The 22,200-nt window shown below is 58.0% G+C and carries 12 protein-coding genes and 2 pseudogenes; 3 read left to right on the plus strand and 11 right to left on the minus strand.

The annotated features are described in order from the left end of the window. The 4 genes and pseudogenes from BX591_RS14715 to BX591_RS14730 all read right to left on the minus strand — a co-directional run. A pseudogene (locus tag BX591_RS14715) lies at positions 1-491 on the minus strand (DUF6708 domain-containing protein); the annotation flags it as partial. 10 nt (positions 492-501) lie between these two features. After that, complete coding sequence (locus tag BX591_RS14720) at positions 502-3,063, minus strand: T6SS effector BTH_I2691 family protein (RefSeq protein ID WP_111932175.1); 2,562 nt, start codon at positions 3,061-3,063, stop codon at positions 502-504. A 36-nt stretch (positions 3,064-3,099) separates the two neighbouring features. Beyond that, the gene (locus BX591_RS14725) at positions 3,100-3,903 is read right to left on the minus strand and encodes a DUF4123 domain-containing protein (RefSeq protein WP_111932176.1); all 804 of its coding nucleotides are present in this window, start codon (positions 3,901-3,903) and stop codon (positions 3,100-3,102) included. Positions 3,904-3,911: 8 nt separating this feature from the next. Next, positions 3,912-6,455, minus strand: coding sequence for a type VI secretion system Vgr family protein (locus tag BX591_RS14730; RefSeq protein ID WP_111932340.1), 2,544 nt, complete (start codon positions 6,453-6,455; stop codon positions 3,912-3,914). A 493-nt stretch (positions 6,456-6,948) separates the two neighbouring features. Between BX591_RS14730 and BX591_RS36100 the strand changes: the two genes are divergently transcribed. Then, complete coding sequence (locus tag BX591_RS36100; RefSeq protein WP_146749763.1) at positions 6,949-7,503, plus strand: hypothetical protein; 555 nt, start codon at positions 6,949-6,951, stop codon at positions 7,501-7,503. A 97-nt stretch (positions 7,504-7,600) separates the two neighbouring features. Next, entirely contained in the window at positions 7,601-7,864 is a 264-nt protein-coding gene (locus BX591_RS14735) for a hypothetical protein (RefSeq protein ID WP_111932177.1), read from the plus strand. Between the two features lie 72 nt (positions 7,865-7,936). Here BX591_RS14735 and BX591_RS36465 read toward each other — a convergent pair whose 3' ends face one another. After that, entirely contained in the window at positions 7,937-8,242 is a 306-nt protein-coding gene (locus BX591_RS36465) for a hypothetical protein (RefSeq protein ID WP_167444557.1), read from the minus strand. Positions 8,243-8,704: 462 nt separating this feature from the next. Here BX591_RS36465 and BX591_RS14745 point away from each other — a divergent pair, with 462 nt between their 5' ends. Then, the gene (locus BX591_RS14745) at positions 8,705-10,207 is read left to right on the plus strand and encodes a Fic family protein (protein WP_111932178.1); all 1,503 of its coding nucleotides are present in this window, start codon (positions 8,705-8,707) and stop codon (positions 10,205-10,207) included. A gap of 288 nt (positions 10,208-10,495) precedes the next feature. Here the strand turns inward: BX591_RS14745 and BX591_RS14750 are convergent, their stop codons facing one another. The 6 genes and pseudogenes from BX591_RS14750 to BX591_RS14775 all read right to left on the minus strand — a co-directional run. Beyond that, positions 10,496-12,304, minus strand: coding sequence for a hypothetical protein (locus BX591_RS14750; RefSeq protein WP_146749764.1), 1,809 nt, complete (start codon positions 12,302-12,304; stop codon positions 10,496-10,498). 313 nt (positions 12,305-12,617) lie between these two features. Beyond that, positions 12,618-14,381 carry a GmrSD restriction endonuclease domain-containing protein gene (locus BX591_RS14755; protein WP_111932180.1) on the minus strand — a complete coding sequence of 588 codons (1,764 nt, stop codon included), beginning with the start codon at positions 14,379-14,381 and terminating at the stop codon, positions 12,618-12,620. A gap of 104 nt (positions 14,382-14,485) precedes the next feature. Continuing rightward, positions 14,486-15,193, minus strand: a complete 708-nt coding sequence (locus BX591_RS14760; RefSeq protein ID WP_146749765.1) for a hypothetical protein — start codon at positions 15,191-15,193, stop codon at positions 14,486-14,488. Positions 15,194-15,630: 437 nt separating this feature from the next. Next, positions 15,631-18,819: a UvrD-helicase domain-containing protein gene (locus tag BX591_RS14765; protein WP_111932182.1), complete on the minus strand. Its 3,189-nt coding sequence runs from the start codon at positions 18,817-18,819 to the stop codon at positions 15,631-15,633. After that, positions 18,816-21,434 carry a PD-(D/E)XK nuclease family protein gene (locus BX591_RS14770; protein WP_111932183.1) on the minus strand — a complete coding sequence of 873 codons (2,619 nt, stop codon included), beginning with the start codon at positions 21,432-21,434 and terminating at the stop codon, positions 18,816-18,818. The genes BX591_RS14765 and BX591_RS14770 overlap by 4 nt, the downstream gene beginning before the upstream one ends. 40 nt (positions 21,435-21,474) lie before the next feature. After that, positions 21,475-22,002 (minus strand): annotated as a pseudogene (locus tag BX591_RS14775) (SIR2 family NAD-dependent protein deacylase); the annotation flags it as partial. Between the last annotated feature and the right edge of the window lie 198 nt (positions 22,003-22,200).

The raw sequence follows: 22,200 nt of genomic DNA on the forward strand, positions 1-22,200 counted from the left end.
TAGAAAAACGCCTTGTCCCAAGGTACCGCGATTACTCCGCCCGGCCCGTTGTGCCGGAAGGCGTACACCATTCGCGTCTGGCGATTGAAGCGCACGGCCTTGTGCCTGTAGTTGAAGCAATCGCGCAGCAATATCACAACCGTGAGCACGCAGCACAGCACCGTAATCACGGTGAAGACCCACATGCCGGCGCTGAACACTCCCTGTTCACCGTTCCTGACCATCGCAGGCGTATCGACAATCGCGCTCTGCGCGGCTTCCACGGTGAGTAAAGCAAATGCCGGGAAACAAAGCAGGAAAGCAAGAAGGCCCCAGCCAATCTGCGAGTAAGAAGCGTCGCAGACTTCGAGATAAACATCGTTCATCCCGAATACGGTGTAAGCATCGGCAGCTTCATCGACGACGGGCTTGTGAACATTAATGCGCCGTGCGACCTCTTCCTCGGTTAGTGGACGGTTGATTTGAATCTTTGTCAGGTAATCGTATGCCATGGTGACTCGCTTATGAGGTCAGCGCTTCGAACTGCTTGCGTTCGTCGAGTTCTGAGAACTTTTCCGTCGCTGTACCGAAGAAGCACTTACTGAGCCATTCCTCGATTTCCCGGTGCTTCTTCCATGCTATTAAAAGACCGATGACAACAAGCACAACCATAAGTGCAAAAATCAGGACGGTTGCGCCGGCAATCATGGCAAGGCACAGCAGGCCGTTTGTAACGGCAGATGCAAAATACAAGGAGGCTAGGCCCGCATGTCCGGACTCTCGTTCGGTCTTGAATTGCTGGAGGTCATACCACGCCCCGACCAATCCGGCTACCGCACCTACGACACGGAAGGCAATTTCGATAACGGTGCCCCATTTCAGCAACAGCTGCGAATAACGCCCCCCTAGTTTGCTAAATGCCTTCATTCCATTACCAACCGTCTGGAAGGACGCCGCACACGTTGAGACGATAGCAGCAACGAACTTGTCATGGTTCTCCTTGCGGTTCAGCGCACTCGACTTTGCCAACTCCTTGCTAGCCAACATCCAGTTCACCGCATTGAAGATGACCCCGATGACGCCGTATCCAACTTCACCCTGTGTCGCGGCCCGAAATTTTGGAAGAAAGCTCGCATTGATGTTCTCTTCCGTCAATACCGCGCGCACTCCCGGTGCAAAGATTGCCGCCCCCCTGCCACTGAGGGAAGTAGCGCCCGATGACGCCTGGAGAGCCTCATCGGCGTTGAAGACAATGAACTGCGGAACCTTGATTGGGCCATCCTTGGGAGACGAGCTCTGGAAAGTCTTACGCAGGTTCGCGTTCAACGAACCCAGGCTTGGACGTTTGTTCGCGGGCATCTGTTCGTACATCTGGCGCGCCATATAGGAAATCCACTGGTTGACGGTTCCTTCGACGGGCTTGTAGATGACGGTGGTGCGCGAACGCAGACTCATGCACGCTGTGAGAACCCGGACACTCGCTGTATCGCCAGTCTTGGCAATAAAGCCGGCAATCGGGCCACCCAGTTCGTGCAGCATTCCAGCCACTGCCTTGTCGGCCCGCACAATCAGGCCCTGACCTTTCTTCTCGAGAATCTCGTTGGCAGCGTGGTTCAGCTCAATGAGCTTTGCTGCCGGCTCCCGCACTTCAAGCATAGGGAATCCTGCCGCTTCCTTCAGTTTTTCAGCCGACGGGTCGTGGTTCAGAATCATCGAACGCAGAAGCGGATTGTGGCGGTCCTTCAAGTCTCCCTTGGCCCATTCGAGGACCAGGTCATAGACCACCCTGCGGTCAGCCGACCCATATATACATGCGTAGAAGAGTTCGGCGTATTCGACGCCCTTTGCCACATCGAGTTCGTGGAAGTCCCACGCAAACACCGTCCTCAGCTGCGTGCCCTTTAGCCAGGCGACATAGTCGTCTGCGAGCGGGTTGAGCACAGTGTCTTCTATCTGCTGCATCTGCGTCTTCATGTTATTGCGGAACTGCGTCACCGCATTCTGGCTGTAGGATTCGGTGTACGGCTTCCAGGCCGCGGCCTTCACCGAATCCATCTCCCGTTCCTTCTGCTCGTCGATGGACTTGACCTCCTTTTCGTAGGCCTTCCCCCCATCAAACAGGGAGTAAAGGGCGTACGTTTCAGCCGACTGTCCCTTGAGCTGCTCTGCGGCCGCATTCTCGTCCTCCTCTGCACTTTCTTCGATAGAGGATTTCATTCCGTCAATCGCGCTCGCCGTCCACATTTTTCTCTGATACGGCTTCATGGCCGCACCCATCGCTACAAACTGCTCGGCGTTGAGCTCCTGCGTGATGCCAGCTGGGTCCCAAAGTGCGAAGAAGACGCCATTGCCCTTGTCGTGTGCGTCCGTAAATTGCTTGAGCCCGTCCGCTTCGCTTGCGCGGTCCTTGAAGGCAAACGGCGAGCAAGATGCAGCGACGTCCACGCCGCCCTTGTACTCGAGCACATAGTCGGTAACGTGCGCAATGGTCTGGGCATGCTTCTGCGAATGGTTGCCGCTCGCCCATCCCGCTGCATCGAAGAGCTGCATCCGGTGGTCCCTGCAACCATTTTCGTTGGCTTCATAGCGCTTGCGCACAGGGCCCGTCCAGCGTACGTCGCTGAAAGCCAGATAGACCTTGCCGGCCTTCTGCGGATGGTCGATGCTGATGCACTGCGCGAGTTCCTTGTGCCCGGTCTGTTGACAGTTGAACCCTTTCTCCTGGGTTTCAGGCAGGTCGACGTCGAGCGGGTAGTTGAAGACATAGCCCTCGGACGTCACGCCGTAGATTTGCCACTTGCTTTGGGACGGGTAATAGACGTGGATGAACCCTTTGCGCACCGAGCGCAAGAAGTAGGTCGCCTTCTTGGGACCTACGCCTGTGACCCCGTCACCAAACGGTCCCTTCGGCAACGCAAGCGCCGTGGCCGCGCCGAGATTGTGAGCATTGGTCGCGGCAGCTGCCGCATACCGTACCGGCAGAATCAGAAGACCCGTCTTTTCACACATGTTGCAGGACTTCTGGCACGCTGCATTGGCTTTGGCGTTTGCCGATGCGGCCTGGACCTTCGGAATGGTACCCATAGTTACTCTCTCTGCCTTGCGTTATGTGTTGTTGCGTTACGCATACAGCGCCGCTTCCTGCGCAATCTGCGCCCAGTTTTCATCGGTCCACAAAGCGGTGATTTCCGAGTACGACGACGTCTGCCCCGGCTGAAGCGCCGCGGCGACCTTCGGATGTCGGTCGAAATTCGGTGAGACCAGCAAGCCCTGTACGGCAAACACCGTCAGGTCCTCTCCCGCGAGGCGATATCGGGCTCCCTTCGTGAACAGGGCGTCGAGCTGACGAGGGGTGCGCTCATCAACGGGCTCCCCAGCGTTCCGGATGGACTGCAGCGCCTGCTCGATGAGATGCAGGCGGCGCAGCGATGCCCACTGGTCAGTCGACGGCGACAGGCGTTCAGCAGGCGCGACCGCCGGACGCTCCACCGTCAGCCATCCACTGCCTGAGAAATAGCGCCAGCGCAGCACTGGTCCGAACACGAGCGATAGCTGTTCCGGTCGAAGCACCCATCCAAGGTTGCGAACCACCCGGGGGTCGTAGAATCGGAATACCGAGTGGCCCTCGGGTTCGCGCGGCAGCGCAAGCATGCCACTGACGTGCCGCATCAACGTCTCGGCGCTTGCATCAGTCTCAAGCAGCGCACAGACGCGCGGTGGGAGGCCCTCCTGCAGGTCCCGAGCCGCAATGGTCTCGATAGCCGGAAGTTGCTGTTCAGAGTGCTCCACTGCGTAAAGCAACGGCATCACCCCTTTGAGTTCCGGCATCGCAGTCGGGACAATCTCGCCGACTTCGTACATCCGTGGCGCCGTGCCAAGGTCAACGAGGCCGTTGTCGGGCTCCACAATCAGGTACTGGTCCATGGGTACGCCTAGTCGACAATGGCCGCACCGGCCTGCGAGGCAGAAGCAAATTTCTGCGCACACGACTCAGTCACTGGCAGTTGTGCTGCGGCGTTCTCACTCGCCGGGCCCTGGAACGAATGCTGGGTACCTTTGATTTCGACCAGGCCCGGCGCATGTACATAGATGTTGCCCCCAGCCAGGCGAATCGTTGCACCACCCGCCATCAGTTTGATTTCCTTGTCTGCCATCACATTGACGGCATCAGAAGTCGACACAACCTTGACAGTCCTGTCGGCCGTAATCTCGACGTTATCGGATTGGGCCTGCAGCTCGACCTTTCCTTTGCCTGCGAAGAGCTTCATGCCCGAGTTCTGCACGAAGAGACTGAGTTTTTCGCCCACGCTTGCGATGAGTGACTTGGACGCCGCAATGTGCGTGCTGGCGCCACTCACGATGTTGACGTGCTCCGTCGCCGCGGCCTGGATGGATTTCTGCGTCGAAAGGCCGATACCGGAGGGGCTGGCGAGCAGCATCACGGGCTGAGCGAATCCATTCGCCTCGCCAGTTCCACCGCCGGCCGTGTTGCCGCCCCCCGAGTTTGCCTGCCGCGCGCTCTGCGTCGCGGCTGCGAAATCGTTGATGGTGTCCTGAGCATCCTGCAAGCCTTCGGCCTGACTGCCTGTTGCGACTTCGGAGCGTCGCTCAACGACACCGCCCGAGTCGACGAGGTGCTGGTGTGCCTCCTTGACATCGAGCGGCTGGCTCGACGTGCCGACCTTCGCGTACGTCGAGAGGTACATACCCTGCGAAGCGCGCACAGCGCCGTACGAATCGGTCTTCAGGTCGAAGCCAGTCCCGAGATAGCTGCCGCGCGTATTGCCTTGCTGGTCAATGAGGTAGCCGAGATGCAAATAGCTTTGGGACGTGCTGCTGAAAAGCTGCGCCCGGTTCTGGCCCGTCGAATCGTCCATGACAAGCTGGTTGTAGCCTGTGCCCTGGAATTCCTTGGACTTGTAACCCGAGAGCAAGCCGTTGGAGTGCCATTGCGGCGTCTGCTGTCCGTTGAACAGGCTTCCGCTGACGACCGGGCGGTCACAATCGCCGTCCAGGTAGACGATTCCCACCTCATGTCCCACACGCGGGACAAATACGCCGCCGAGCGTCCCGCCGGCATTCGGTGACATGACGCGTAGCCAGCAGGAAGCCTTTTCATCGCCGCCGTTCTGCCGGTCCCAGTGCATTAGCACTTTGACCCGGTTGAGGCTGTCCGTGAACACTTCCTCATGATTCGGGCCGACCACTGTCGCGGTCTGGGTATGCATCAGGGGCTTACGGTGTTCGAAGGGACTGCGAAACGGAACAGTGCGTCGCTGCGTTTCCAGTTCGACGAGGAAGAAACCTTCGCCGCCCAACGCGTCATTTACATTGAAGGCATCCGACGAACCCGCGTGATATGAGCGAGCTTCAGCAAGTTGTGACTGAAGGCTATGGCGGAACTGTGTTCCGGTCGAAACCGGCAGGTTGTTCTCGATGTACCAGGTCACGGCCAGAATCGCAAACTGACGATTTTCCGCGCTGTCGGATGCGAGAGCGGTTGCGCCCTCAAGCTGGAACCAACGTCCCACATCGGCTCGCCGTACGCTGCCCGTCGCAAAGAAGCGCTTCGCGCGGGACTCCCATTCTTCGAGCCGTGTTTTTGACAAAGTGTCGCCACGAGCACTGTCGCCGTAGGTATATGCGCCTGTGTACTCGTAGACCTCGGCCTGGTCGGGCAGGTCACCTTGCTTGTCGACTGTCGGCGTGGACAGCTCTTTCTTGAAGGTTGGATTCTTATAGTCGAATGTGCGCGTGGTGTAGCTCACACTCTGCAATGTGCGTGCTCCGCCCCACTGGACTATTGCATCCGTTTCACTTCCAGCCCCCGCTCGATAAAACGACACATCTTGCGGAGCAAGGGCTTTAACGGTGTAGAGGTCGTCCGTGATGACCAGCGTGTGCGCTTTGCCGTCATCCGCCTGTTCAAAATAGCCGAAGAGACCTTCCGCTTCCATAATCCGGTGCACGAAGTTCCAGTCGTCTTCATATTGAACGCAGAACGACCGCGGAGGTAGCTGGTTACGGAGGTCGAAGCGATAAGCGCCACTTGACTGGGGATGCTCGTTGAATACCGCCGAGATTATGTCCTCTGCCGTCTTGTCCTGAAATATCCGCGCGTCGCTGCGAAATTTCAGGAAGTGCAACCACGACGAAAAGCTAATCTGGTAAAGCTGAACGCTGCCGTCGGAGCCCAGAAATCGCGCAGTATGAACGTAGCCATGACGCGGTAAATACGACGAGTCAGTCTGTTGAGTCCAGAGCGTCACCGGTTTCGCGATGAGGGATTTGAGCTCGATAGAGTCTTTCAGGGAAGCGACATCGACAGTGAAGTCGTAGTTGCGTCCAATGCGTGAAGTGCCGACCACGCGGACTGGCACCAGCGTATTGCCGCCCAACGCAGTATCCAGTTTCAACAAGCGTCGAGATTGGTCCATCCCCGCGCCCAGCACCGTTGCCAGGTCATTTACCGTCATTTTCAGACTCCACCCCCAGATTGCCACGCAGAATAATATGATGAAAAACTTTTCCAGACAATTTTTGTCAACGAACGCGTGCAATCAGTTTGCGATTCGGAATTATTTGCAGATGCGCACATGAAAGGTAGCTTTTTCCGCTTTGGTGTTTATCTGCGCGGCGGGAGATAGTTTTGCTATGCGATGAACAGGCTGCATTGATTGTCGCAGTAGTCTCCCTCAAAAATTGAAATATCGAAGCGTCCGAATCATGGACAAACACAAATATCGCCCATACCGAGTACGCGCCGCGCTCCGACTGACACGCCATTTACGTTCCCAGCCAACATTCGTTGCCCCATCCCGCACTTTATGGAAAAACAGTTTTCCGGGGCAACTGCCGATGAATGACACATGATGTTCACCTAAGCATCACTTTCAGATTGTTAAATATTGCAATCCACGGCAGCGATTTTCGTTTTGGATTCATAGTGCCTATGTTTTCAGCGGGTCATTGACAACAAAACTCCACAAGATTGAAAACGAGTACAACGTGTATGGATTTCATGGGCCAGCGCCAGAATCAATCGATTTGCGATTTTTATGCGAAATGAATAGAAAGAGAGGCGGTGGTCGTTATGTATCCACTAAGACATCCGCAAAGGCCACGCTTCTACCACCAACGCTAGAAGCTGTCCGCTCGCTTTCACTACGCAATCACCTTGCGCTCACCGCATTACGAGCAGGCAGTGGAAACGGGCACCTGCTAAGCGACCTGATACGTGCGCTGTACCTAGCCTGGTATCTTCGTGAAGCAGGCTTCGGAGCGATTCACCACGCATTTTTTCCTGAAGCCGCAGAGGCGCTCGAGAGCAGCGCGGCGCGGGCAACAGCAGACGATGTCTGGCAGGTCAGTCCGGACGAAGCGGCGATTCTCGAACGGCTGCTGGCACTTCATGACGAGCAACTGGCGAATACGCCTGTCGGCGTCATGCTCGGGGCACAAAGGCGGCTATTGCGATTCGCAACGAGTGACCGGAAAACACCGTGGCAAGAGACCGGCCGGTGACCGGGGAAGACGGGCGCGTGGCGCTCACGCGCGCTTCTCCGACCTGGCCGCAACAGCCGCTAAAATCGGCGCATCGAGAAGGACGGGGAAAATCATCATGGCTGCAAGAGGCGCTTCCGGCGCGATGACGCTGATAACGGAATACGACGTAGCGGGCAGCCCAATACGCGTGCTGCGACTGGAATCTGCGACCAATGGAAGAGCCGTTCTGCTGCTGGAAGTCGATGAGCGCAAACCCGGCATACACCGCGAGGTGAGGCACGAGATAACGCCGTCGGAACTCATTGCCGTCATTCGAGCAAATGGGGCAGCGCTGCCAAGCAAACCGCACAACGACCGTCTCATCTCCGACCCGATGTGAGTGCCCTCCATGGGCGATAGGTACGTCGTTCAACTCAATTTTTACGCCATGGCGGTGGGCGAGTTCAATAATCTAGTGCTTGCGAAAAGATATCTCGTCGAGCTCCTCGAAAACGATTCTGCGCGGCAATACGTTGCTCAACGTCATCCGGATTTGATGGTGGCGTTCGAGTCCATCATTGCAACCATTTCCCTCGACCAGCAGCAATTCAGCGCGGTCCTCTAGTCGAACCCTGACATAGCGGCGGTCCACACCGCGTGCGACGCGCAGTGAGATAAGCGCCATCGATTCGACTTCTGCGCCCCGCAATGGCGATGTTGCGTCCTTCTTTCGTTTTTGCAGAACCGCGCGCCCGTTTCGCGGCGAACCGCGCAGCAACGATGGCCAACGTCCTCGTGAACAGCTCCCAGCCAAGCTTTCGGTCCTCACTCATGAGGTCCCAGTGTTCTTCATTGATACCCCGTTTTACATTTGCGGCCATTGGTCGCCGACCTGGCGAATCGTCATTTTTGGGCTTCCATGCAAGAGATTCGCCTTACGATACATCGTTGAAATTGCGACAGCCATGTCTGGTCCGCGCAGAGTGTCTGCCCATGCTGGGGTAAGACCGTCGACCACACAGGCGAACGAGACAATCAGACTGGCCAATCAGTCAATAATCGGACAAAATCTATCGTAATTCGAGTTGTTTTCGGACAAACGATGGGTAACGGGCCGGTAATTCAGATAATTTTCGGCTAACGGTAGCGCCACATTATTCCGGCGTATTGCATGCGTTCCGGACAGTGCGGCGTATTATTTCGCTAATTTACGGACAAACTGGTCATCTCGGAACGGACGATGACGCTAAATTCAGACGCGAGCACGGCAGAGGTCTTCTTTTCCGGGGAAGACGAGGCTCAAGCGCGCGCGCTGCGCCGCCAGGTAGAGAGTGGCGCGTTCAGGCGCATTTACGCTGGCGTCTTCACGCAAAACCTGGACAGTCCACTCGAATCGGTCGTTACCCGAAACTGGGCGGCAATTGCAAGCCACCTGCTTCCGGGCGCAGTGATGGCGTACCGGTCTGCGTTGGAGCATCGTCCGGTTGACGGTGTCATCCACGTTCGCCGCGGCCGCACGCGCCGCACGCTCGCGCTGCCCGGACTCCTTGTCGAGGTGTATCCGGGAGCGGGACCGTTACTCGAACCGCCGGCGTCGGACGTTCCCTATCGCGGCATTTACTTGCCGAGCGAGGCACGGGGTTTCCTCGAGAACATGGCAACGGGACGCGGAGCTTCCGAGCGGGTGATGCCTCAGGAAGCGGTTGAGCGACGGCTCGACAACATTCTCACCATCAGGGGCAAGTTCAAGCTTAACGACTTGCGAGAGTGCGCTCGGGTGGTCGCGGACAAGCTGGACATGCAATCGGCGTTCACGCGGCTTGACGGTCTTATCGGCGCGCTGTTGGGCACACATGAAAAGAAAAAACTCAAAAGCAAACAAGCCTTAGCGAGAGCAGCAGGCAAGCCATATGACCCTGAGCGGCTCGACCTCTTTGATGCGTTGTTCGCGCAGTTGACCGCGAATGTGTTTCCGCACGTCGCAGACCCAGCGGCAGAAGGCAGCGCCATGGAGAATTTTGCTTTCTTCGAGGCATACTTTTCGAACTACATCGAAGGCACAACGTTCGAGGTAGCTGAAGCCGAGCAAATCGTTTTCGAGGGCGCCATTATTCAAGACCGTCCTGAGGACTCGCAAGATATTCTCGGAACATTCCATGTTGCGACTTCGTCTCCCTGGAGAAACAGGACCGCGCCGAACGCCGACCAATTTCTCGCCTGGCTCAAAAACATCAATGCAATTGTGATGTCGGGCCGCCCCGACAAGTTGCCGGGACAGTGGAAGGAGCAAGCAAATCAGGCAGGGAACACGTATTTTGTCGCGCCAGAACTGGTGCCGGGGACATTGAAAGAAGGGTACGAACGCATTGCTGCACAGACGGACCCCATGGCACGAGCGCTGATGACGATGTTCGTAGTGACGGAGGTTCATCCGTTCAAGGATGGCAACGGCCGTACGGCGCGACTGGCAATGAACGGCGCCTTAACGGAAGCCGGCCTTTGCCGCATTATTGTGCCTACCGTGTATCGCGAGGACTACCTGCTTCCCTTGAAGCGATTGTCAAATGAACGGGACGCGGGGCCATACATAAGGTCGATGACGCGTGCACAAGACTGGACCTCGCGATTCGACTATCGCCAGCCGCGGGCAGGCTTGAAGCAACAGCTCGAACTGAGCAACGCGTTTCAGGAAGACCTGAAGAACTACAGGCTGATTTTCCCTGAAAAGACGACTACACCGTAACTGAGCGAAGAACATAAACGCTGCTGACAAAAGCCCGCAATATCGACCAGAGCGTTGTGCGAAAAACTGCCCGTAAAACAAGGAAATTCTGGCGGATTCCGTGAAGAAGTGGCGCTCACGCGTATGGCGGACATGATGAGAGCACCACCGTGAGGAATGGGGCGGTACCGCCGGCCGGTCGTCGAGCAAAATAACAGTGGCGATGCTTCGTCACCCGATGAGTTGCGACAAACCGCTGCGGTGTGGCCACTAGCTCACCCTATGTATCCGGCAATGGGTCGAATTCATTTATAGCAGCGGGGTTCGCAACATTCTCGCTCTTAATTTACCTAACGCTTTGTCGTTCAGCCAAAGCGACTTCCGATATTGAAGTGAGAGTTCCGCGTGCTGCAGAAGCGCGTACGTGTCCTCTGGCGTTGGCTGGCTCGGTGCGATTTCCGCGGACAAGCGGGCCGTAACCCGCATCAAGTGTTCCTGGACCGATTCAAGATTGGCGAAGTCCAGCTCTTCTGTTTCGTATTGCATGGCGCCGTCGAGGTCGCGGCGCGCGAGTAGCATCTGGCCTTGGAGGAGGTTCCGAAATGTGTTCCACTCGTACATGGTGATTCCATGCCGTGTGCACATGTCAAAGTTTTCAACTGTGTGAACAAGAAGAAAGCGGCTCCTCTCGCCCAGTGGCCCTGCACCCACCAACTTCTTTCCCAGCTTACTCACGAGACGGTTGCGAACTTGCTCTGTATCAATCAACTCGCGGAGGCGACTGAGTTGCCCGATACCGTGATTGATGTTTTCGCCGCGACCGAACTCGTCGAGTTCGTCGCGCAAATACGGTTGAAGCACCTGGGCTCGATGTTTGACTTGGCAGAAGTAAAAAAGGTGCGTCGCATTGTCGTAAATGATGATGTCTGCGTCGTACCTGGCGTCCTTGTCCTTGAATTCGGGCCACGCCATAAAACGCGAGCCTTCGAGTCGGTCCCGGAGATACTGGAGAATGTAGTCGCGTTCGAACCAGTGCCCGATGGGTGGGCCGATTTGGCTGAAAAGCGGCCGCACATAGCGTTGCACTGCGAATTTTAAATTCAGGTTGTGGACGTGCAAGTGTCGAGAGTCGTCCGCTTGAGTAATAAACTGGTCGCCGGGAATTTGCGCGGCCGATTCATCCAATAGCGCATCTATTTCCGCATTGCCAAACCCTGCTCGCCGCAAGTGCTCGCGGGAGATTGAAGCCAGCGGGCGGTCTTCCAGGACGACGCGCGAGAAGTTACCCACGTCCCATCGAGTTGCAAGGGGATGCAACCAGACAAAGCACAGAAGCTCGGCGCGCGCCCACAGTTTTGGGACCACAGCACCATTCTTCGTCGGCAAGAGCTTCGTGACGTATTGCCGGTGCAAGCAGAGGTACTTATCAAGGATGGAATCGACCCATGCTCGAAAGTACTCGGCTTCTCGTGCCGGTCCGTCAAACTGGTCAAGGCTGCGCGACACCATCAAAGCATTGTAAGTGTCCGCCATGTTGCTCTGCTGCGCCCAGTAGAGTGAGAACCAACGTATCTTGCGCGCGGCATGCAGTCGAGCAGGAATGACGTAATGCATGGCGCGGCCGGCATCATTGGCGGCTTCGAACATACCGGTCATCAAGTGCACAGCGACCTCGCATTTGACATAGAGCGCCAGGAGCGAGGCCCGAGCCGGCCCGGATAATTCATTCCATCGAATGTTAGCTTTTGCCAGGTCTTCCTTGGCTAACCCAACGTATGCCTCGACTGCGATGACGGTATTTTGTCCCAGTGGCTCGGGAGGGCCATTCGGTTCATTCGCAAATGCGCCGACCCACACATCAAGGGCGGCAGTACCCAGGCTCAGGCGAGACCGTTCCCGAAAGACATGCCGCAAGACGCTGTCTTGCAAGAAAACGATTGAACTACCCAACGGCGACGGCACGTGTTCGAGCACATCATCACGCGAACATTTCCACGGTGAATATAAGAGCGAATACGCGGTGCGTCGCGCATCGGCGGGCAGACGTTCGAGATTGTCGGACAGGTGTTCAAGCCAGTGAGCCGATGCCGAGCCATCGAGAGGAAAGCCGTGATGCATGTTTTGTCGTTGTTGGCGTAAGTCGATTGCGGGTGGGCTGGGCATGCGGGAGCTATGACGCCCAATGACTATGTCGAAACGTCCGTTCGATAGAGTGGTCTGAACGGCTTGAACCCGTTACACGACCAAGGCCACTAGCGGTGAATAGACGAGGGGCAGGAGCACGCAGTCCGGTTTGCCGGATACCGTTACAGCGTCTTCTCGGCTCGCTCGCTAGTTGCAACCACGGGGTCGCAAGCCTCGGCAAATTTTCGGAATGAACCGAGCGTCAGCTGCAGTCCCGTTTCACCTCGCGGCACGGTCGTGAATAACCTTAAGCCACGTCACTTGCCAACTTTTCGTATCCCGCGCGTATCACGTTCGCGATGAGCGGACGGCGGGCGGTGAGGAATTCCTCGTAGTCCATGCTCCACCAATCGTTTGGTAGCGCGTGCCACCTGCACATCTGCGCCAGCTCCTCATGCGAAAAACGAGCGGCATAGTGCGGCCAGTAGCTGGCCGGCGGCCCGTCTGAAATTGCGATGTTGTCGTCCCATTCAACCAGTGCGTAGTTTGCAATCTGATTGATGTCACGCACACTATCAATGCCTTGCTTCTTCAAATATTGCTTCGGAAACAGGTGGTGACGCTCCAGCGCTTTTTTCTGTCCGTAAGCAGGTGGGTCCAGTAAGTCCGCAACCGGACTCTTGGAAAAAAGCGCTCGGGCGCCAATCAGCGTTTGCGCGGCATAGAAGCCAAAAAGTGCTGGACTGCGGCCTGCCGACGTAGCGAGCTCCATGGGCAGAGTCTTTGTCCAGTAGTCATCGGTCAGCGTTACAGCCTCCACAGCGGCGAGACGTGCCAGAAACTGCTCGGCTGACTTCAAATCGCGTAGCTCGGCGAGGTCCTGCTCCATTCGTGACTCGGGTGAGGACGTGAAGCGACCAGTCAGCAGCGACATGAACAACCACCGCGCAACCGCATTCTTGAGCAGAAAACCATCCACGTCATACTCCGTGCGCCCGAGCAGATACAGCTGGTAAGCAAATACCAGTGCATTAACCGAGCTGATGGTCTTCTCACTGCGATAACCTGCCGCGCGCACGATATTGAGGAAATCGGCCCAGTATGTGAGGTTCAACACGCGGGCCTGAGCGTCGCGCAGCTTGGTGAACTGGCTGTCGCGCTGGCCTGGACTCACGTCCCCCGTGGATAGGTCCTTCCCACGAAGCAGCGAGTACACGTGTTCCAGACGCGCGCGCCGGAAAGCGACACCGACATCGACGCGAAGTAAATGGTCGGGGTCCGGCTGAAAGATTTGGTTGAACGGGCTCGGCTGCCCTGTGGGTGATGGCTGACGAGCACGACGGCAGAACTGCTCCAGTTCGGAACGACCATCGTCCCAGAAAACTGACATGAGGGTGAGGATGAAGTCCGACTGGTTGAGCTTCTTGCCCTCGCTATTAATGCGAACAAAAACGTCAGCCACCTGTTCCTCGCTGCACTGTTGCGAGAGTTCCAGCGCAATGAAGGGGAAGTTCGTCAGACCAGCCAAGCGACCGATGGCATCGGCAATCTTGTCTTCCTCTGCCTCAGTCACCTCGCGCGCTGCCGATAAACGCTCAAGGTATTCGCGAATGGTCTTGTGGGTCGGCCGGCTGAATACCTCGGAAATATCAAGAATGTATTCCGGGTCTCGCTCGGTGGTTGCATCAGGTACTGCGAAAGTGCCGGTCTGGGGACGGAAGGCGATGCGAATGTGTTCGCGCTCAAAATTTTCTCGCAACACGGCCTCTCGGCGAATGACCGCATACAGGGATGTCAGCCGTTGCTGGCCGTCGACGATGAGCAGCGAAGGTGCCTTCTGTTTGTTCTGGTCACCAATCACTTTGGCATCAGTGCCCTCCGCTCCCGTCTGCCAGAACAGGAAGTAGCCGACCGGATAGCCGCGATACATTGAATCAAACAGGTCCCGCACCTTGGCATTTGCCCAGACGAAGGGTCGCTGAATGTCGGGGAGGCCGATGCGGCCGAAACCAATATCATTGATAAGACCGTCGAGGCTGTAGTGGACTTCTTTGAATAGGGTGTCGCTCATAGTCACTGGAGGGTTAAATTTCTTGCCTGGAGATAACGTACTGCGGCATGTCTGAGTCCGCCCCGATAATCCACTTCGAGCACTCTTCTCAAAGTACAACCTTACTAATCCCAGCGCCGTCTCAATGTAGCAATTCTCGCGTCCGACCGGAGAGCCTTGCCATCCGGTCCACACAACGCAACTGAACCTTCTGGCAGACCGAAAACGGACTCAATTTGCCGTTTGATGCTGCCGATACTGGCATCAGCACGTGCCGCGCGGTAGCGCGCCGCAGATTCAATTCTGAACCCCTTAAGGTTTACCTCGTCCTCCTCTGGCAATTCATCTTCGATTTCTTCAATAACTGCCTTCTCCGTCCCCGTGTCGTCACACTCGAGGGACTGGGGTGAGCGGCCACCATCCTCCGACCGGCTTTCGACGCTAGACCAGGTGAGAGCATCCTCAGGAACCCACAGGTTCCCATGTTCAAGGTGATATGCCATCACCGATTCACGGGTCGAGATATAGTCGCTCAGTCGCGACCGAGCACCCGGCAGGCGAGACAGTTCCGATTGGAGCGCCTGAAGAATGGACAATGGACCGGCTACGCCGATGAAGTCCGAGTTAGTCATCTCGTGGAAATTGAAACTTACGGTTGCGTGAACGTATATCGTGGCGCGCATGCTGGGTTCCTTACTTGCGAGCGAGGCAAGCGTCCGCCGTATTGTTCGCATCCGCTCCAGGTCGGAAATGCTATCCGTATCAATCTCGACTGTCGGAATAGGCTCTGAACTCTTCTTGAAATTTAGTTCACTTTCAGGCTTCGTGGTCACGGTCTCTCTCGCAATTGTTATGGACGCCGCGCACCTGACAAAACGGATGGCGCATCCACTGGCACTATAGAACTGTTACAACACCAATGCAGTTACGGCATAACCGGCAAATCCTTTAGGCACACTACATCGTTCGACCTTGCTGGAAAGAAGGACTTATGTGATGTAGTCAAACCGGGCCATCGTGGTATTTCCAAACTACAGCCAGGCGAAAAGGACTTTCAGCACTTCCAATACGCATAAACATCACACCGCCCCGTAGGCGCCCCCCGTGATTCGCATCAGCGCGGACTCTTAGGGGCATAGAAAGTGCATCGAAGAGTGGTTCGGCAAGCTACGTACATTTCATCGCAACAATCCGCTTCTCAATGCAGCTAGGCGCGCGTCGTCCAGTTCAATCTCGCCGGCGCTTGTCCTGCCCTCGTCGACGAACCGCGTTAGCGAGCCACAGTCTCGGCAGTAAGTCTCACCACGCGACCTGCTACGGGCAGATACAGCCATTGCTCCTTGACCTGCTTACCCGTGCACTTTTCAACAGCTTCCGCGTAGGCAGACAGCTGCGAACCGTACTTTTGCACACTCGCATCGTCTCGACTGGTACCGCCCGGGTTGGACTTATGGTCAATGAGGACCCAACCGTCAGGCGTATCCACTAGCAAATCGACGCGGCCTCGCAGCCGCGTTCCGTCTGTCCGGTTCGCCTCGAGAGGCATCTCAACGCGAACCGAGCCGCCCGGCCAGCGACGCTCCAGCCAGCTAAAGAAGGCTTGCACCTGGGCAACGACGGCCGCGCTGTCCACCGCATGTGCTACTCCCCAAGCACCAAGAATGCGTTCGACATCGGCGACGTCGCCCCTTCCAGCCACGCCGACACGGGCGATACACAGATGTAACGCGCTTCCCAGCATTTCCATTTCGATGCTGGCGGTAATCGCGACGCGCACGCCAATGGGTTCGGATTCGGCGACAGCGTACATACCGCCTTCCGCATCGCTCGGTCGATACCAGAGGGGCGGCGCATCTTTCGCCGGGGCGGCAACGTACCAGCTACATGTGGACTCGTCCTGTGCGGGCGGCGCAAGACCAATGTCTGCCGCGGTCCAAGTTCGGGCCTCGCGGAAGATGGTTCGTTCATCCGGAAGTACGACTGGCTCGGTTGCCCCGAAAAGCAGGTCCCCCGCTCTCACCTCATCAACCCATGCACGGTTGACGCCTCGACTCCGCTGGCAGGTGACAAGGACGTTTGCGTCGCGTGCACGCGTCATGCTGACATAAAGCAGGCGCTTGCTCTCCGCGAGCGCATCCGCCTCCATCATCTGCCCGATGGCGCTTCCCTCTGCGTTAGCGGCGGACTGCGGCTGAGTTCGCTTGGCCCAGGTTTTTGGCCAGAAGTGCACAAAGCGATTTTCCAGTGGCCGCTCGGGATTGAACTCGCCGTCAGTACGCGCGCGAACACCCCACAGGGCACTTCTTGTTGCGGTTCCGAGGGACGTGAGAATGACGACGGGCCACTCAAGCCCTTTCGCACCATGGTGGGTCATCACGCTGACAGCGTCGTCAGCGGTCGCCGACCGGTCGTCGGCTTGACTATCGGCGAGCGAGTCGAGCCAGCGCAGAAGTCCGCTAACTGTGGCTGGACGCCTGGCAGCGATACATTCGTCTTCATAGGCCGCACCGAGGTCCATTAAGGCTTCAACGTTGGCAATTCGGGTCCTTGCCTGATGCGGCGAACTCGACCACTGGCTTGCAACACGGGCAACGTGTGACTCGGACTTCGCGAGTCGCAATGCCTCTCGCGGCGTCAAAGCAGCGAGGGTCGGCCTCAATGTCTCCAGACGGACAAGAAGCGGATGCGCGTCGTCACCCTCGGCTTTCCACAGGGAAGGGCTAGCGCCCTCGCCGGCGATATATTCGAGCCGGTCACCCAGCCACTTCTGCGCCGGAACGCTATCCGCGAGGGTCAATATCAGCGCAGTTGCGACGCTGTCCCCCGCGTCAAGCAGGCGTCGAAGGCACGCAAGGACGAAGATGGCTTCGGGTGTGCCAAGAAGTCCGGCTCTCGGGCTTGCGGACGGTACGCCCCATTGCGTCAGAGACGTCACTGCAAGTTCAACCTGGTCGTTCTTGCGACACAGGACCGCGATGTCTCCAGGGCGAACGGGACGTTCCTCTTGAGTTTGCCGGTCCACGACCCTCAGCTCTGACTTAAGCAGCTCGCTGACTGCCTGCCCCAAGGCGAGGTAGTCGGACTCGTTGTTCCTGCTTTCGAAGTTCCAGTGAAATAGTGCTGGTTGCCCTGCGATGTCCCCCCGCGATGGTTGCAGGCATACCTGCGATGGTTGTAGTTGCGGAAGGAATGCGGAGTTGAAGACAGCATTCGTCAGGGACACAAGCGATGGCGTCGAGCGTCGGGAAGTGGTCAATGGCTCTCCCAGCTTGCCGCCCCAACTTTCGACAGCTGCAAGAATGCCGGCAATGAGCCGTGCGTCCGTCCCACGGAATCCGTAAATGGCCTGCTTCGGGTCCCCAACCCAGACCGAATGTTTGGCCAGTTTGGCGAGTTCCACGAAGAGCGCCAACTGCAACGGACTCGTGTCCTGAAATTCGTCGACCATCACGAGGTCGAGCTCGTCGGCCAATGCCTTCCGGACGTCCTCGTTTTTCCGGATGACTTCCAGCAGCAAGACCTCCTGGTCGCTAAAGTCCACTGCGCCCATCATGCGCTTGGTTTCGGCATAGGTCTCGAGCGTCCCGCCTGCGAGGTCAAACACCAGGTCAAGATAGGCGCGCACATCGTCATGAAACTCGGGATGCGATTCGTGCGCCTGGGCAGCTTCCGAGACGGGAGTTATGGCCGCACGGACCGCCGCGCCGGCATTCAGGCTACAAGCCGCAATCCAGTCGGGCCAGCACCAGCGCCCCTCACGAAAACACCGTTCGAGACGTTCCAGGTCCCGGTGACCGTTCCGGAGGTTTTGGGCGACATTGCCACCCGCTGCCTCGATTGCCGCGATGTGCAACGACACATCCGACAGGGCCTTCGTCAGGGCACCAGAAAGTACGCTTGTTGGGTCGTCCCCTGTCGATGGGGTCGACCAGTTTTCCAACATCAGGTCGGCGTTCCGGCGACCCATCGCTCGCACCTCTTCGGCGGGAATATCGTTATTCCTCGCGGCGTTGACCACGTCCTCAATTTGCGCAGACCACTCCGCGTGCTCGATGCCAAACTTGATGGTGAGCGCGACGAGCTTTTCCCGCCCCGATTCATCGAGCGTCTCTGCAAGTGAAGTCGCCAGCAGGCGCCTGCCCTGACCTTCACTCAGGACCGTCTGGTCCGGGGATAGCCCTATCTCAAAACAGAAGCGCTTCAGCAACTGGCCGCACACACTATTGACCGTACCGAGCTTCGCCTGTCCGATGGCAGTGGCGAGTTCGATTTTGCCTTTATTCAACAGCCAGGAGCGGGCGCGCTCGCGCAGCTCCGTTGCTGCCTTGACCGTGAACGTAGTCGCGAGGACGGCGTGCGGCCGCGCCTCACCTGACTCGAGTGCCTCGGCGAGCGTAGATGTGAGCTTGTAGGTCTTACCGCTTCCAGCGCCCGCACTAATGAATTCGATGTTATTCATTGCTCCCACCCTCCGAGCAGCACCATATAGTCCTTATCCCACGTGTTCGGCCCGTTCACCTGCAGCGTGCCCTCCGGTCCCTGGAAATCTTCTCCGCCGCCAACAGGAACGACCTCGATGTTGCCCGCAGCCCATTGGTTGGTTCGCCAGTCCCAGCTTGCCTTTGCCTGCTGAATGAGACCAGTCGTTGCAGCCAGAGGCGGTGTCCGAACCTGGGCGGTCGGGATAACGTCGGGTGCGCTCACGTACATGGCGCCCGACTCAAAAATGAAATACCCCAGTGCCGCCGGCGTTACACCGGTTTGCTGCTGGTAAAGCGAGGAGTAGAGTGCCAGTTGGAGATGCTGTCCATCGAGCAGCGTGGCAGCGTAATACTTGTCGCCGCGCCACTTCATATCCAACGCGACGACATTGCCTCCCGGCAGTTCAACGAGCAGGTCGATTTTGCCAATGAGCGGCACGTGGCCGAGCTGGCCCGCGACAGGCAGCTCCGTGTAAACGCGCCTAGCGCACGCCGCACGCAGATGGCGCATCATCGAGCGGATTGCGTGCTCGCATACGCTTTTGAATCGTTGCTGACCGACCCCGGCACCGTGCATCAGCAAGACTGCCCCCTCTGTCCGAAGGAGAGAATCGACGTTGTCCCGGAACCACGTCACTGCTTGCTCATCGGTCCAGTTGAGGCAGTCCGCCTGCTGAAAGAACTTTTCGAAAACCCGATGCGCGAGCGTTCCGAGGAGATTGTTGCCGTCCCTTGCCTCTAGTATCGAGGCCGGACGCATACGTGCGATGCGCTTGAACGCATAGAGTGCCGGCGCATTGAACAGTTCGGATATGGACGTGTACGACTGGTCCGTCGTCGGAAGCGTAATCGGACCATCGAGGTCGAGCGCACGAGGCGTTGGAGGCAATGCCGTGTGCTTGAGGTTTTCTGCAAGCGTCCCGACGAGCTCACTCTCAACTTGTGCGTCAAGGTCGACACGGTGCTTCATCAGGTCCGGCCACAGTTTCAGTAGCAGTTGCCGAACGGGATGCTCCTCAGCCCCAGGAGGCGGCAGAACCATAATGAACTGCCGCCTGGCGGCCAGCAGCGGACGCAGCCATTGCCGCGCCAATAGCTCCAGCTCACGCTGCGGATTTCGTACCTCGACGCCAAGGCTACTGAATGCCTCGAGCTCCGACTTCGTCCAGTGAAGCGGCGGGGGCAACTGCGGGGTCGAAGGCATCCACCAGATGACCTCGTCAGCTGGCTCAATGCAGGCAGCGGTGTCCGACTCGGCCCGAAGGCAGCCCACCTGCGCCGGTGCGAACGGATTTCCTGCACTCGCGGGCGTTGCGTGTTCCAGAAGCTGTTCGACCACGCGCGGCGTGATGTTGGGTGCGCCCTGGTTTTTCAACTCGAGCAGCCCATCCCGAACAGCGGCGCATTGCTCTATCGCAGCGCCGAGCGTTGCGTTCAGCAGGCCATTGTCCGCCAGACGTTTGCGCAACGCGCCGGCCAGCTTCTCGACCCGTACCAGCAGCGCATCCACCGGTGCGCCAGTATCACGATTCCAGCGCTCGCCCTCGAGCCAGAAAGCGATGTCCTCGAGTATGGAGTCCCCGTTCTCTTCGACGCGAATTTCCTGTTTCGCTGACTCCCAGGCCCCGCCTCCGATACCCGGCTGCTCCGCGACAGCTTTTGCGAGGCGGACTCGCGCCTTGCGTCGGAAGGGACCGATGGGATGGGAGAGAAACTCGACGAGGTACCCGATGTCAACCGGGTCCCAGCACATTTCGAGCGCGAGCCCGAGGGCCTGCAAGGCAGGGCGCAAGCTGCTGGTATGGCGAAAGCCGCTGCTGGCGCCACCCGTCGCTACCATTGTGGCATCCACAGAGTCACCGTCTGACCCACAGACCAGGAGCCGGTCGGCGGCGGTTTGACGGCAATATGCGCTGAGCCAGTGCTCAGCGGCCTCGCGGGTCGACGCCTGAACGAGTACAACACTGCCGTCAGCAATCGGGTTCACGAGGGGACAAAGTTCCCCGTGCACAACCGCCTCGAGCGCGTGCTGCTGAAGTTCGCGAAGCAGTCCATCACCCTGAGGCTCGGGCTGCCACTCTCTGACATCCGGCAGGCACGAGAGGACCTCGCGCCACAACCGTGGGAAACTGTCCAGCGGGTCGACGAGCAGTACCGATTCGATTGGCGTCCGCTCAGCTTCGAGCGGTGCGAGCACGGCCACGAGCCGTTCCGCCTCTCCGGGTGGGATGTTGCCCATCGCACTGTGCTCCACCTCTGCCATCTCCCGCAGCCGTTGGGGACTATCCGTGGGCGCGGTTCCATCCCAGCCGCCCATACGCCATTCGTCACGCCAAGAAAGAAGTTTGGCGCTCGTACCGACACCATCGGCCTCGAGCGAACGACCATAGAACCGCGGCTGCGCGGTTTGCCAGCGCAGGTGCCCGAGATAGCTCGTGACGCGCTGCGCCGCGCTCACCTCGGGACGGCTCAGTCCCAGCCAGGTTTCGAGAAGCCCCAGCAGGCCCATGGGCCCGACGACAGGCTGGTCAAGGGCGTCCTTGCGGGACGGGCCTAGTCGACTGTCCAGGTTCAGTCCAAGAATGATATGCATGAGTGGTCTCGAGTAAGGCAATCCTTGAATGCCACGCCCTTTACTGCATCGTCATCAAAGCACGGACGCGACTTTCGAGATTGCGCAGGCCGACAGTCGCAAGTTCTGGTTCGACGCATCCAAAAAACTCCGCGCGACGCGGTTCCAGGTCAATCAGAAAATTCCTTTCATGCTGACGCCACCTTTCGCGAGGCAGCATACTCTCGGGCGAAACGACGTGAAAGGCGCTCCCAATCGCGACGAAGAGGTCGTCGTCGGTCATTTCGAGTTGCATTCGATGCAACTTGACATATTCGGGCGCATCTTCCTGGAAGAACACAACGCCAGGTTTGACCGCTTCAACCTCGCCACAACGCGGGCAGGCTGTTTCAAGGTGATATTCGTCCCCGTCTTTAGGGAAGCGGAGGTCGCACGACGTACAAAGCATCGAATGCATGTCACCGTGAAGGTGTGTGACGTGCTGCGCGCCAGCCCGCTCGAGCAAATCGTCGATGTTCTGGGTGACGAGCCGGACGCGCTCGTTTCCCCACGTGTTTTGCCACGCGGCGAGAATCCGGTGCGCTTCGTTCGGACGTGCGTCCCGTTACTGTCTCGGATGCAAGCGCTCCGCACTCGCTCCATTCGATACCCTCGCGTTCGAGCCACTGAACAATGTGGGAGCGGCTCTCGAGACACCGATAGTCGGCGCGGTGCGGTCGCTTCGCCTTCAGGAAATCGAGATAAAGCACGTCCCGCTTCAGTCTCCGGGCGATTGCATCAACGTGTT

This window comes from Paraburkholderia bryophila, from assembly GCF_003269035.1.
In the GTDB taxonomy this organism is placed as follows: Bacteria; Pseudomonadota; Gammaproteobacteria; order Burkholderiales; family Burkholderiaceae; genus Paraburkholderia; species Paraburkholderia bryophila.